We start from the raw sequence: 13,693 nt of genomic DNA, 5'->3' as shown, positions 1-13,693 counted from the left end.
AGCATTTATTGATGAAACATAATGAAAACGGTATCACACCAGGAGTACCTGCTCCTAATAAACGCCGAGATGCCTGAATATACCCTCTCTTGCTTCCTCCAAGGTCGGCAATTCATCGGTTAGGATCGCCTCGATACCAAAATTGGACAGGAGGTGTCCGAGATAGAAGAACAATTCGCGATCGGCCAGCCACACCTGGGAAGGGACGACCTGAAACTGATCAATAAGCGACAGCAGCTTATCGGCAACCCCGATATAAGCATCCGTTTTCTTGCTGAGGCCGAACTGCAGCACCTGCCCTGTTTGCTGGTCAACGATAAGCCCTGCCATGGGATAGTATGGCTTCCCGTCTTCTTTTATCGGCATAGGGACGAAGGGGCAGTCAATTTCCCATACGCCGGTTACCCCTTTCAGCGTTTTTTTCGTTTTGGCTATCCATAGCTCGTCGACGGTGACGGAAATGATCTCCTTCGAGGACCCAGTCGGCTCAGGCATAATCCATTCTTCGGACCATGTCAGATTCGGATAGGTTCCGGTCGGAATGCGGGTGAGCACTTCATCTCTTTCTCCGACGATCAGCTCATCCATGTTATTCTTATAGGCGTCCACCAGGTCCATGACTTGCTCGATCACTAGGGTCAAGTACCGCGCCTGTTCCGTTGTCTCGATTGGCCATGGCATGAAACCCGGCTCATACAAACGGAAGGTCGGCCATGCTTGAGCCCCTCTGAATTTGAGTCCGAGTTCCTTAATCCGCTTGTATTCGTCAGGATGCAGCTCATCCCGGCTATCGAAGGAGAGCATCAAGCAGTGCTGGGCAAACATCGGGTCGCTGCCGACACCAGCCAGCATATCGGTCAATATCGAATATCCTTCAGAACCTAAATATACGGCCATACCGTACAATTCTCCGCCGCCGCCCATCACGCAACAGTATCCGATTTCGCCGGTCCATGGATTCTTTACGCCGACCACATGACTGTTCGACAAATAATTCCAGCATTGTGCGCGCTTGAACGCTGCGGCCGCTTCATAAAGCGCTTGCCATTGTTCTATCGATGGCTTCATGTTTGGGTTCTCTCCTGATTCTTCAATAGTAGGTTCTGCGATTCTGCCTCATCGTCACCTTCCTCTTCCGCATTCTCGTCCTCGTCTTCTCCGTCGTCGAAGTAATCTTCCCAGTCCCTCATGTTCTCGTATTGGAACGGGGCATCACCGATACTTGCCAGTACCGATGGCAGGGGATGGTCGTCAGGCAACTCGATCACATCTAAGTATTGTACAACAAAACGCCAATCACGGCTGTAATCGAACAGGAACAGCATCCGCCTTTTTCGCGCAGGGAACGCTTCGGATACCAGGGTATGTTTCACACCTGGACAATCCTCTCCATAAGGTCCGTCAGAACTCAATTCATAGCGGGTCTTGGAACGCGTCCATTTCTTCACGTTGTTATAGAAACCGAAGAGATGATCGTTATCGAAATTAAAACTTTTCAAAATCGCATCGGCCAGATCGTGCAGGGTCGCATCGGTTGGGACGGCAATTTCACGACTGGGGCGCCCGACTTCATCATGGTAGTAGAATGTCTCGACTCTGAACACTTTGGCTTGCATGATACACCTCCGATTCTCGCACTACCCTCTATTAACCGTGATCGACATTAGCAATAGGAACAATTGCAAAAAAGGCCGCCTCGGACTCTGTCCAAAGCCCCCTCAGTCTTATTTACATATGAAAGTTAGATTGCACGCCAGATGGCGTTACGGCGTCACGACAATCTTGCCACGGACATGACGTTGCGATAATCTCATCAGCGCTTCGGGCACCTGATCCAGCTGGATCGTCTCGCTGATCATCGGATCGACGCTCCCATTCAGCAGGAGTGCCATTATCTCATCGGCCATGCGTGCCAGATCTTCCTGCGCGGAACGATCCCCCGAACCATGGGCGCCGCCGAGCATCAGCTTATGGACCGTGAAGGTTTTCCAGCTCGGTTGGAAATCGGCGACGACTTCCGGCGCTCCCGCAATGCAAGTGAGCTGACCGCCGAATGCAAGCAAGGACAAGTCTTCCTGAGCCGTCTTGCGGTTGATCGTATTAAGGATGCAATCCACGCCGCGGCCGTTCGTCAGCGCCATGATCCGGTCATGGACGTTCTCCGTATGATAGTCGATTACGGCGTCCGCGCCCAAGCTGCGCACGTAGTCGAAGTTGCCCGGCGATGCGCTGGTCACAATCTGCGAAGCGCCAAGCACGCGGGCCAGCTGGATCGCATAACCGCCCACGCCGCCTGCGCCGGCATGGATGAAGATCGACTGTCCGCTGACAAGCCGCATTTTGCGTACGAGCGCCTGATAAGCGGTAAGACCCGCGCACGGGAATGACGCAGCTGACTCGAACGATAGACCTTCGGGAATAGCGGCTGCCGTATGTGCCGTCGTGATCGCATATTCCGCGAACCCGCCTGGCTTCGATAGGTCGCCGTGGTAGACGACGCGGTCTCCCGCCTTCCATTCGCTGACGCCATCTCCAACGGCATCCACCACGCCCGCCGCGTCGACGCCGGGGACGAACGGGTAGGTCCAATTCGGATGGCCCCCTGCCGCAACCTTGTAATCCACCGGGTTAAGCGAAGCGGCACGGACGCGAATGCGAATCTCGCCTGGTCCCGGCTCCGGGATCGGAAGTTCTGTCAGCCTCATCGTGTCAGGCGTACCTGGGCGGTCAAGCACGACCGCTTGCATCGTAGCGTTTTCCATATCGGTTCCTCCTCTAGAACGGAATTCTCTTGTACCGTTAGTATAGCTTGTCTGCTAATCTTTCTCCAATCTCTCGAATCGATCGGCATCCGGCAGCGAACAGCCAATAGTAAATAGCAAATAGACTATAGCCAAGAGTCATCACGGCCATAGTCTATCTGCTACCTCTCATATGCCCACACCGGATAATCCGTAATAATGCCGTCCACGCCAATCCTCGAGATACGTTCGCTGTCTTGCGAATCCCGGAGGGTCCACGCCATCACCTTACGGTCGTAAGCATGTATTCTATCGACGAGTTCCCAATCCAGAAACTCATAATTGTAATTGATGTAGTCCGCATAGGCGGCGATGTCCGAAAGTTGCGTATCGGTAAGCAGAGGTTGATCCCCGGTGCCAATGAGCGCCGCCCGCGGAATATCGGGAAGCCGCTTGGCAAGACGTTGGATCGACCCAAGGTCGAACGACTGCACCATGATCGGCGTCGCGGAACTATCCGACGGTTGCCCCTGCACGGTCTCCTCGATGAGCTCCGCCAGCTTTTCCTCCAGCCCCGGATATTGGGCCGGAGATTTCAGCTCGATCAAGATTCCGATTCGCCCCGCGTAACGCGCCAACACTTCCCGCAGCAGCGGAATCGGCTCGCCCCGATACACCGGATCGAACTTGCCGCCGGCATCCAGTTGCCGGAGCTCTTCCCAAGTGTGATCTTTAACAAGCCCTTCCCCATCCGTCGTTCGTGCCAATGCTTCATCATGGATGACGACAAGCTCGCCGTCCTTGCTCATGTGCACGTCTAGCTCAATGTAATCGGCCTGCATCTCGGCGGCCAGCTCGAACGCGGCCATCGTATTCTCCGGCGCGTAAGCGGACGCCCCGCGATGGGCCACTATTGCGATTGAGTCGGCAATACGCGGCGGGAGCATGAACGAAGTCAGGATAAGGACGGCGGCAGCAGCCGCAAGCCATGCAGCCCCCGCACGCACCAGCGGCATCCGCTTGATCGGCAATATGCTACGGGCCACCGTTTATCGCGTGGCAGCCGGTTCAGCGCCGATCACCTGAAGCAGCCGGTCCGGATAATTCGTCGTAATCCTCAGGTCCGGATAACGGCTTACAATTCGCTGCAGCATTTCCGGCTCGTCGACGGTCCATACGCCGATATCGATGCCCGCTTCGTTCATCTGTTCCAACAGCTCAGGCGTCAGGAAGGCGTGATGAAGCGATACGCTTGTCGCGCCGGTGTGAGCAAGCTGTTCCACTAGCAGCGTCGGCTTGCCGAACACGATCAGCCCCGTCGTGATGGAAGGGTCGATCTCATGGGCCAGCTTCATTGAATCGTGATCGAACGAGGAGAGGACGATCTCATCTTGCATCCCGTATTGCTGGATCAGCGAAATGACCTTCTCCTCCACGCCCTTGCCGTACTCGCCCATTGTCTTGAGCTCAACCGCCAGGCGCTTCTTGCCTTTGCACAGCTGCAGCACTTCTTCAAGCGAAGGAACGCGCTCCCCGGCAAAATCAGGCGAGTACCAGCTGCCGGCATCCAGTTGCTGAAGCGCTTCGAACGTCATCGCGCCTACAGGACCCGTTCCAGTCGTGGTCCGGTTCAGCGTGTGGTCATGTATGACGACGGGAACGCCATCGGCCGTCAGATGCACATCCAGCTCAATATATGTAATCGCAGGCTCTTGCAAGGCCAGTTCGAAGGCCGCCATCGTATTCTCGGGAGCAGCTCCCGAACATCCTCGGTGTGCAACAATAATCGTCATCGTTCATCCAACCTTTCGAATGGTATTATTTGACGCCGCTATAGACGAAGGCGCGGATAATGTGGCGCTGCGAGAAGAAGAACACGACGAGAATCGGCGCCACGAGAATGAGATTGCCTGCCATCAGCGTGTTCCAAGTGGCCACGCCTTCCACCTCGCGGATCTTCGCGATCCCGAGCGGCAGCGTACGGGCGGTTTCGTTCGTCGTCATGACGAGCGGCCAAAAATAATCGTTCCAATGCGCGATGAAGCTGAACAGGGCAAACGTGATGAGCACCGGCTTCACCATCGGTACCATAAGTTTCGCGATGATTTTCCATTCCTTGGCCTGATCGAGACGGGCGGCTTCGATCAATTCCTCGGGGACTTGCATGAACCCCTGGCGCAGCAGGAAGATACCGAAGGCGCTCGAGGCAAAGGGAAGAATGAGTCCAAGATGCGTATTCAGCAGCTTCAAGGCGCTCAGCTCCAGGTAGACCGGCAGGAAGATGAGCTGGGCCGGAATCATGAGCGTCACCATGACGACGCTGAAGAGCAGCTTCGAGCCGATGAACTGATAACGGGCGAACGCATACGCGGCCGGGATGATCGTCAGCGCCTGACAGATCAGAATGCCGATCGCAATAATGACGCTGTTCATGAAATACCGTAGGAACGGTCCGGTATTCCACGCATCGGCATAGTTCTGCCAGACGGGCTGCTTCGGAATCCATTCGGGCGGGAAAATCATCGTCTCGGGCATCGTCTTCAGCGACGTCGAGATCATCCATCCGAACGGCAGCGCGAAGACGAGCACGAGCAGCAGCATGCAGAGCCAATTGAGCACGCGCAGCGCGGCGCGGCCGGCCCGAATGAGGGAGATCCGGTTGCCCCGGCTTCCTTCCATGCCGCGAGTCAGCGCCGCATCGCCGGTTTCCACGAGGAGGCCAGATTTGGTTGCTTTCAAAGGGTGCACCTCTTTCTAACGGTAATGGACGCGGCTCGACAACAGCCGGAAATAGATGATCGTCAGGGCGCCGACAATGGCGAGCAGAATGACGCCCGCAGCGGAAGCGTAGCCGATCTTGAAGAAGCGGAAGCCGTTCTCGTAGATGTAATAGACCAGCGTGTTCGTCGAATTGACCGGACCGCCCTGCGTCATGATCGCGATCGTCTCGAACACTTGGAACGAACCGATCATGTTGATGATGACGAGGAAGAAGATCGTCGGCGACAGCATCGGCAGAATGATGCGGCGGAACGTCGTCCACGGCTTGGATTGATCGAGTGCGGCCGCTTCGAAGATGTCGGATGGAATGCTTTGGAGCCCGGCGATAAAGACGAGCGTGTTGTAGCCGAGCCCCTTCCATACCGCGACAATGACGAGCGATACGAGCGCTGTTCCCGGATGGGACAGCCATTGCAGCTTATCGAAACCGAACAGGCCGATAACCCAGTTCAGCAGCCCGTATTCCGGGTCCATGAGCCAGCTCCACAAGAGCGAGATCGATACGAGCGATATAATATGCGGGCTGAAGATGGCCCCTTGCACGAAAGCGTGGAAGAAGCCTTTCCGATTCAGCCACAGCGCAAGCAGCAAGGACAGGACGGTCGTAAGCGTGACCGTCAATAGCGTGTAGACCGTCGTGTTGGACAGGACCTTGCGGAAATCCTCATCCAGCAGCAAATCCTTGAAATTCTGCAGGCCTACGAACGTCTTGGTCGGACTGATGAAATTCCAGTCGTAGAAACTTAAGTAGATCATGTAGAAAATCGGATAGATGAAGAACATCGAGAAAATAACGATGGACGGCGCAACCATGCCGTATGGACGCAGCTTCTCCCAGACCGTCATGTTACACGCCTCCAGCCATGGCGAGCTGCCGCTCCTGGACTTTCACGCCGGCGAGGCGTTTGCCGTCGGGACCGAAGCAGTACAGCTGCTCGTACGGAACAACGACGCTCAAGGCAGGCGCTTCATAGAGCGGCTCGAGGAACGTTTTCACGAAGAATACGCCGCTGGCGGCCTTGATCTGATAGATGTTCTCCGCGCCCAAGCTCTCGCGGGTCATCACTTCGCCCGAGATCCGGAAGCCGTCCAACTGCTGGCCCGCTTCAATCTGCGCCCGCTCCGGCCGGAAGCCGATATGGCTGACCGTGCTCTCGCTCTGAAGCATAAGTCCGCTCACATCGCGCGTGTCGAGCACATTCATGGCCGGCGTGCCGATGAATTGAGCGGTGAACAGATTGGCCGGGTCGTAGTACAGGTTCATCGGCGAGTCCGCCTGTTGAATGAGGCCTTTGTTCATGACGACGATCTCGTCGCCCATCGACATCGCTTCCACCTGATCATGCGTGACGTATACGAACGTCGTGCCGAGGCGCTTATGCAGCTGAATCAGCTCCGTCCGCATTTGGTTGCGCAGCTTCGCATCGAGATTGGAGAGCGGCTCGTCGAGGATGAACACCTTCGGCTTCTTCACCATCGCGCGGGCAAGCGCTACCCGTTGGCGCTGGCCGCCCGAGAGCTGCTGAGGCTTCCGGTCGAGCAGCGGCGCAAGGCCCACGATCTCGGCGATGTCGGCTACGAGCGTATCCCGTTCGCGTTTGGCTATTCCCCGGTTCTTCAGCCCGAACTCGATATTGCCGCGTACGGTCATCGTCGGATAGAGCGCGTAATTCTGGAACACCATCGCAACGTCCCGGTGTCCGGGGGCCGTCTCGTTGACACGCTTGCCGTCGATGCGGATCTCGCCGCCCGTGATTTGCTCCAAGCCCGCGATCATGCGCAGCGTCGTCGACTTGCCGCAGCCGCTCGGTCCCACGAGAACGGTGAAGGAGCCGTCTTTGATCGTCAGGTTCAGATCGGCAATGATCGTCTCGTCCTTATACTTCTTGCTGATATTGATAAGCTCGATTGTGGCCATCGTCAGACACCTTCCTTGTTATGGCTTGCTGGGTCAGACGAAGCAGATGCTCCAGCTCATCCAGCTCGGTTAAACGGATATCCCACTTCGAAGACTCGGCGCTGGCGTATGGAGAGATCAGGCACGTGCGGCCGCCAAGCTGACGAACCGGCTCCAGATCATTCCATGGATTATCCCCTACGGACAGAATCTGCTCAGGCTTATACCCTTGCGCCAGGAGCTCTGTCATATACTTGGCGATCCCGTCCGGCTTCTCGGCTCCGCAGTACACCTCATCGAACAGCGGATAGATCTGCATATAATGAAGAAACTCGAGGCCCGATTCCAGGTACGTATTCGTCATGACGATTTTCTTATCCACCGCCGTCAAAGCTGCGAGCGCTTCGAACAGGCTGCTGCTGTAGGCGAATCGGTACGGCTCTTGCACCATTTCACGGCGTACCCGTTCGAAAGCCTCCTGCCTCTTGCGTTCCGGGAGCTTGTAGCGGCGTCCGATGACCGCTGCGACCCCCCATGGATCTCCGAAAGGAACCAGCTGCTTCATCATGACGGATTCATCTGCCCCAGCATCGGCGAGCCCGGAAGCGATCGGCACGACATTCCCTTCCCAGTTCAGGGCTTGAATGAAGCGCCCCGTCTCGCGCACGAGAACAACGTCTTCATCCACGTGATAGAAATGGCCGCATTGCACAGGATGGCTGCCGGATAAGATGTCCGTTCCTAGCGCAACGGCGGATTCCATATGCGCTTCCGCTTCCGTATCGGCCAACAAATAACGAATGTAGCGCTCCATGAACGTATGATCCTGATATAGGGTGCCGTCCATATCGAATATAATCACCTTGAGATCGGACAGCCAGTTGTTCGGCTGCATTGAAGCACCCCCGTTCTTTTGTTATGTTGGGCGGGCCATCGTTGGTGCGTACCGTCGCCGGACTGCAACATGGAGGACCCGCCAATAGGTGAATCGTTGTCTTGCCCGCTAGCAGTCGATTACTTTCCGAGCAGCTTATTCGCTTTCTCGGCCGCTTCGTTAAGCGCGTCTTGCGGCGTTACTTTCGGATCGATAATGGCTTTCTCGATAGCCGTCTTCACAATGCTCGCCACTTCCGGGTACGCCGTCTCCATTGGGCGCGGTCTTGCATATTCCAGCTGGTCGACTGCGACTTTGTACTGCGGGTACTGCTTGAAGTGCTCTTGCAGTTCCGGCGATTCGAGCGCGGAGAGGCGAGTTGGCAAATAGCCGACATACTTATGCTGGTAGATCGTGCTTTCCGCCGTCGTCATGAATTTCAGGAATTCCCACGCCGCTTCTTTCTCCTCGTCGCTCAGCTTCGACGTAATAACGAGCTGGCAGCCGCCTGTCGGTACGCCGTAACTGACGTTCGCCGGCATGAAGGATGCGTCCATCTCGAAATTGTTGCCTTTCGCGATCTCGAGGCTGCCCGAGACACCTGCCGTCGAACCGAATTTGAACGCTGACAGCTGGTTCGCCCAATCTTTGTCCGCAGTGGCGCCGGCTTCGTCGCCGACCGGGATTTTGATCAGCCCTTCGGACGCCATCTTCTTCCAGAATTCCACCGGAGCTACGCCTTCCGGCGAGTTGAATGCCGCCGTCTTGCCGTCTTCGCTCAACATCGTGCCGCCGCTTTGCGCGACCAGTCCTTCGTAGAACCAAATATCTGCCGGCATCGTCATGCCGACTTTCCCTTTCTCCTTCAACGTCTTGCTGTATTGCTCCAGTTCATCCCATGTCTTAGGACCGGCCGGATCAAGGCCTGCATCCTTGAGCATCGTCACGTTCTTGTACAGAATCGGCGTACTGCGCATGAACGGAAGGCCGTACAGCTTCTCGTCCACGTATGCATTCCCCATCAGGCCCGGGTTGAAATCTTCGAGCTTCAACGTGTCGTTGTCGCGTGCGGCGAGCTCGGTCAGATCCTGCAGCATGCCGGAACGGGCGAATACGCCTGTCGACGCGATTTCCAAATCGCTGATTGCCGGCTCATTCCCGGCCGCGAACGCCGCCTGGACCTTCGCATGCAGATCGTCATAGCCGCCTTGGGTTTCGGCGATAACTTCGATACGATCTTGCGATTCGTTGAATTTCTTGACCAGCGCCTGTTTCGCTTCTTCGATTTTGCCGCCGAACGCGTACCAGTAATGGATCGTAATCTTCTCCGCTGGCGCTTCCGTCTTCGCTGTATTGCCTGCCGCGGCGCTTGCCGGCTCAGCATTGTTGCCGCTGTTCGTACCGGCGTTATTGGTCGCCGTGTTGCCGCCTCCACATGCCGCCAATGTCATGGACATAAGTACCGGCAGCGTTACTGCCATAAGCTTCTTGTTCATCTTAACGTCCTCCACCTTTTTCTCGAATTAAGGTTTGTCGCACAGCAAAAAGAAACCTGAATCAGAACTGCAGCGCAAGCGCTAACAGCCCGATCAGGTTTCTCCGTGAACTCCAACCTTGATTGGTTATTTACTTGTCACCACTGATAGTAAAGGACAACTATTAAAGGAGTGTTTCCGCAATGCTAAGATTATCTAAATTCGGACGTTAACGATTTGCCTTATGCCATCTGCTTGATCGGGATGCTTGACTGGATCTGCTGCACCGCCGTCCACAACTCCGGCTTGGAGGCCGATATCGCCGTTGCGCCATAGCTCAAGCATCGCTGCGCATGCGAGACTTCGTACAGCAGCCCGCCGGTAATGATCGGCAGATTCGTGAAGCTCTTCACCTTCTCGATCATCTCCGGAATACGGGCTGGCATCAGCTCGACGATATCCGGCTCGGATTGGCATAAGCTCTTGGCAATATTATCGAGACCCTCCGAGTCGACCAAGAAGAAGCGCTGAATCGTAATCAGCCCCATCTTCTTCGCGTTGCGGACGACGCTCGTCTTGGTCGTTATGATGCCTGTCGGCTTGATCGTTTTGGCGATGAAATCGAGTCCGTACTGGTCGGTGCTCAATCCCCCGATTTTCTCGAGGTGGAGGAAGACCGGCAGCTGATGCTCGTTGAACAGATCGACATACCCTTTCAGCACGCCGATATGGCCCGTCAGCAGGAAGACGCCGCTCAGCAGATGCTTGTGGCGCAGCGCTAGCTCGATATGCTTGGGCTCCTTGATCGAAGCGATGACCCGATTGGCGGCTAGCCGTTGCGTGAACATGCTCTGGCTAGGGTGTTGCTTCATCTGCTTGCTCATTGGGGATTGAGTGCCGTGAGACAAGGAATGACGCATTCCCGCTCATTCGCTTGCCCGCGCGCATTCGGCGTGTGCGAGAAATGCGGCATATGGCCGTGCAGTGTCGGGGCATGTACCGTAAGCTGCTCATCGTCGTAATCGACGGCCGTAACGCGAATCTCCTGCTCGCTCAATTCAACGACGCGGAAGCTGTGCTGGTCGAGGCAGCAAGGCAGCTGCACGAACGTCCAGTTCTCCTGCTGCACGATCGACTCCACATGCGTATGGCCGTTGAAATAGACGCCGACGCCTTCTTTTTGACGGAGAATACGCCACATGTCGATGCTAGGGTGGATCGACCCTTTGTCCCGTTCCGAACGAGTCGTGGTCTGGTGAACCGGATGGTGGCCGAAGACCAACATCGGCTTGGAGCCGGAAGCTTGAACGACCTCTTCGAGCCATTGGAGCTGTTCGTCATCGAGCCAGCCGCCCCAATCCGCGTGATCCATTTCTTTGGCCGTATCCAGGAAGACGAGTGTAACTTCATCCGTTTCGATGGCGTGGTAACGCTTGCCGCCCGTTATCTCCAATACTTCCCGGCGTGTCTGGGCATAAAGGTCATGATTGCCGAGCACATGGATGAAATTGCGTTCTTTGCGGCGCAGCAGCTCGAATACTTCCGTCAGCTCACCGGTCGTGCCATAGTTCGTCAAATCTCCGAGCGAAATATGGAAATCCGCATCCAGCACCAGAAACCGCTCCAGCAATGCCTCATAGAAAGCCGCCCGCGCTTCACGCCACCCTTGGATCGATTCCTCAACCTCGTGGTAATGCAAATCTCCCATAAGCACCAATTTCATCTGTTTCTCTCCTCCCGCATTCACGAATGGTCTGTCCACCGTCTATGTTACCGGGGAACTGTTGTCGTTTCGTTAGCGAAGTGAGTAGGTTTTGTAAATATTGGGGGTATGGGGATTCTGTGGAATTTACTCTGGAAGGAAATGAAGTCAGCCCTTCAATATTTAACGGGATAAAATATAGAACGGCATGTTTTTGCAAGATGTCATTCGGTTTTTATCCAAGATCAACTTTGCTGCCTTAGGGTCTCTAATTGTCCTATGAATTACAACGCAATTAGTGGGGTATTAGGGATAAATTGCCTATGCTATATTTTCAGTTGTTAACGCTTACACATTGCTGTGCAAGCGATTTTCAACAAGGGAGGAATTTGGTACCATGACTTTGATTCGCAAGCCACACAGCATGCTCATTCTCACGGTTTTACTCGTTCTCTCACTCCTCTCCCCCGCGGCGGCTTTCGCCTCCGGCAGCCAGGAGCAGAAAGGGAGCGCGAGCAGCATCGAATCGTACGTAGCTGCCATGCAGCCGGGCTGGAACCTTGGCAACACATTCGACGCCACGGGCGCCGACGAGACGTCCTGGGGCAACCCGCGCGTCACGAAACAGCAAATTAAAGCCATCGCCAAGCAAGGCTTTAACAGCATTCGTATCCCGGTCACCTGGCAGCAGCATATGGGAAGCGGTCCGGATTACGCGATCGATCCTGCTTTCATGGATCGGGTCGAAGAGGTCGTGGACTGGGCCTTGGATGAAGGTCTCTACGTCATGATCAACCTGCATCACGATTCTTGGCTCTGGGTGACGAATATGGGCTCCGAGCACGATGAGGTGCTCGCCCGTTATAACGCTGCGTGGACGCAAATCGCGGAACGGTTCAAAAACCACTCGATCAAGCTGTCGTTCGAGAGCATCAACGAGCCGCGGTTCAGCAGCGGCTGGGGCGAAGATTCGGCTGATTTCTTCAACCATCTTGCAGAGTTGAATACATCCTTCCATCACATCGTGCGGACATCCGGCGGGAAGAATGACGTTCGGCCGCTTGTGCTGCCGACGCTCGAGACGAACGCCAACCAAGACCGTCTCGACCAGCTCTACGGCACGATGGAAGCGTTGAACGACCCGAATCTGATTGCCACGGTTCACTATTATGGCTTCTGGCCATTCAGCGTCAACATCGCCGGTTTCACCCGCTTCGAGGAACAGACGCAGAAGGATCTTACGGATACGTTCGACCGCGTCTACGATACGTTCGTAGCCAAAGGCATTCCGGTCATTCTGGGCGAGTTCGGCCTGCTCGGGTTCGACAAGCACACCGGCACGATCGAGCAAGGCGAGAAGCTTAAGTATTTTGAATTCCTCCTCCACTATTTGAATGAGAAAAACATTACGCATATGCTGTGGGATAACGGCCAGCACTTCGACCGGTTGAACTTGACGTGGAAGGATCCGCAGCTGTACAACCTGATGAAAGCCAGCTGGAAGGAGCGTTCCGCTACAGCCGAGAGCGACCTGATCTATCTGAAGCAAGGCGCAGTCATCCAGGACGCAACCGTCAAGCTTCAATTAAACGGAGCGAAGCTAAAGAGCATTCGCGCAGGCAAAGACAAGCTGAAGCAAGGCAAGGACTACGTGATCGCCGGTGACACGCTCACATTCAAAGCCAGCCTGCTCAAGCAGCTGACCGCAAATGGCAAACTCGGTGAAAATGCCGTGCTGACGGCTCAATTCAGCCAAGGCGCGGATTGGACTTTCGACGTCATCACGTACACGACGCCGACGGTACAGGACGCGCAAGGCACGACAGCCAGCTTCGCGATTCCGACCAGCTTCAACGGTGACCGTCTTGCGACGATGGAAGCGGTCTACGCGGACGGCAGCAGCGCCGGCCCGCAGAACTGGACGTCTTATAAGGAATTCGGTTACGCCTTTAATCCTGACTACGAGGGCGGTCTCATCGCACTGCCGCAGAACTTCTTCAATGAAGTAAACGATGGCGTCGTCCATCTGAAGCTGCACTTCTGGAGCGGCGAGGTTATCACCTACACGATTACGAAGAGCGGCACGAGTGTAACGGGTTCTGCTTCCTAGATCCTGTGGGTTCGAGGTCAACCATGCTAGGAAAGCAAAGGCTGAACGGGGTTTCCTGTTCAGCCTTTATTCGTTGGGGCGGTCACAAAAGCAAGCCGCGACGAGATACAAAA

At 55.5% G+C, this 13,693-nt stretch carries 13 protein-coding genes; 1 reads left to right on the top strand and 12 read right to left on the bottom strand.

The annotated features are described in order from the left end of the window. Nucleotides 1-54 precede the first annotated feature (54 nt). The 12 genes from FHS18_RS17340 to FHS18_RS17285 all read right to left on the bottom strand — a co-directional run bounded on the left by FHS18_RS17340 (nucleotide 55) and on the right by FHS18_RS17285 (nucleotide 11,491). Complete coding sequence (locus FHS18_RS17340; RefSeq protein ID WP_183601339.1) at nucleotides 55-1,068, bottom strand: DUF7309 domain-containing protein; 1,014 nt, start codon at nucleotides 1,066-1,068, stop codon at nucleotides 55-57. Beyond that, on the bottom strand, nucleotides 1,065-1,616 hold the full coding sequence (locus tag FHS18_RS17335; protein ID WP_183601338.1) for an IS1096 element passenger TnpR family protein: 552 nt from the start codon (nucleotides 1,614-1,616) through the stop codon (nucleotides 1,065-1,067). Before FHS18_RS17335 ends, FHS18_RS17340 begins: the two co-directional genes overlap by 4 nt. Nucleotides 1,617-1,763: 147 nt before the next feature. Further along, nucleotides 1,764-2,762: a zinc-binding dehydrogenase gene (locus tag FHS18_RS17330; protein ID WP_246427716.1), complete on the bottom strand. Its 999-nt coding sequence runs from the start codon at nucleotides 2,760-2,762 to the stop codon at nucleotides 1,764-1,766. Between the two features lie 161 nt (nucleotides 2,763-2,923). After that, nucleotides 2,924-3,787, bottom strand: a complete 864-nt coding sequence (locus FHS18_RS17325) for a glycerophosphodiester phosphodiesterase family protein (RefSeq protein WP_183601337.1) — start codon at nucleotides 3,785-3,787, stop codon at nucleotides 2,924-2,926. Between the two features lie 3 nt (nucleotides 3,788-3,790). Next, nucleotides 3,791-4,534: a glycerophosphodiester phosphodiesterase gene (locus FHS18_RS17320; protein ID WP_183601336.1), complete on the bottom strand. Its 744-nt coding sequence runs from the start codon at nucleotides 4,532-4,534 to the stop codon at nucleotides 3,791-3,793. A 25-nt stretch (nucleotides 4,535-4,559) separates the two neighbouring features. Continuing rightward, entirely contained in the window at nucleotides 4,560-5,342 is a 783-nt protein-coding gene (locus tag FHS18_RS17315; RefSeq protein ID WP_246427735.1) for a carbohydrate ABC transporter permease, read from the bottom strand. Nucleotides 5,343-5,495: 153 nt separating this feature from the next. Further along, a complete protein-coding gene (locus FHS18_RS17310) occupies nucleotides 5,496-6,368 on the bottom strand; it encodes a carbohydrate ABC transporter permease (protein ID WP_183601335.1) in 873 nt (290 codons plus the stop codon). A gap of 1 nt (nucleotide 6,369) precedes the next feature. Continuing rightward, on the bottom strand, nucleotides 6,370-7,440 hold the full coding sequence (locus FHS18_RS17305; protein WP_183601334.1) for an ABC transporter ATP-binding protein: 1,071 nt from the start codon (nucleotides 7,438-7,440) through the stop codon (nucleotides 6,370-6,372). After that, nucleotides 7,400-8,314 carry an HAD family hydrolase gene (locus tag FHS18_RS17300; RefSeq protein WP_183601333.1) on the bottom strand — a complete coding sequence of 305 codons (915 nt, stop codon included), beginning with the start codon at nucleotides 8,312-8,314 and terminating at the stop codon, nucleotides 7,400-7,402. The genes FHS18_RS17305 and FHS18_RS17300 overlap by 41 nt, the downstream gene beginning before the upstream one ends. Before the next feature lie 119 nt (nucleotides 8,315-8,433). Beyond that, nucleotides 8,434-9,789, bottom strand: coding sequence for an ABC transporter substrate-binding protein (locus FHS18_RS17295; RefSeq protein WP_183601332.1), 1,356 nt, complete (start codon nucleotides 9,787-9,789; stop codon nucleotides 8,434-8,436). 221 nt (nucleotides 9,790-10,010) lie between these two features. Next, nucleotides 10,011-10,640, bottom strand: coding sequence for a glycerol-3-phosphate responsive antiterminator (locus FHS18_RS17290; protein ID WP_183601331.1), 630 nt, complete (start codon nucleotides 10,638-10,640; stop codon nucleotides 10,011-10,013). Nucleotides 10,641-10,648: 8 nt separating this feature from the next. After that, on the bottom strand, nucleotides 10,649-11,491 hold the full coding sequence (locus FHS18_RS17285; RefSeq protein WP_183601330.1) for a metallophosphoesterase family protein: 843 nt from the start codon (nucleotides 11,489-11,491) through the stop codon (nucleotides 10,649-10,651). Between the two features lie 376 nt (nucleotides 11,492-11,867). Between FHS18_RS17285 and FHS18_RS17280 the strand changes: the two genes are divergently transcribed. Next, entirely contained in the window at nucleotides 11,868-13,580 is a 1,713-nt protein-coding gene (locus FHS18_RS17280; RefSeq protein ID WP_183601329.1) for a cellulase family glycosylhydrolase, read from the top strand. Nucleotides 13,581-13,693: the final 113 nt, after the last annotated feature.

Origin of the sequence: Paenibacillus phyllosphaerae (assembly GCF_014192105.1) — a bacterium.
Classification (GTDB): Bacteria; Bacillota; Bacilli; order Paenibacillales; family Paenibacillaceae; genus Paenibacillus_Z; species Paenibacillus_Z phyllosphaerae.
This window is presented reverse-complemented; position numbering and strand designations above follow the sequence as displayed.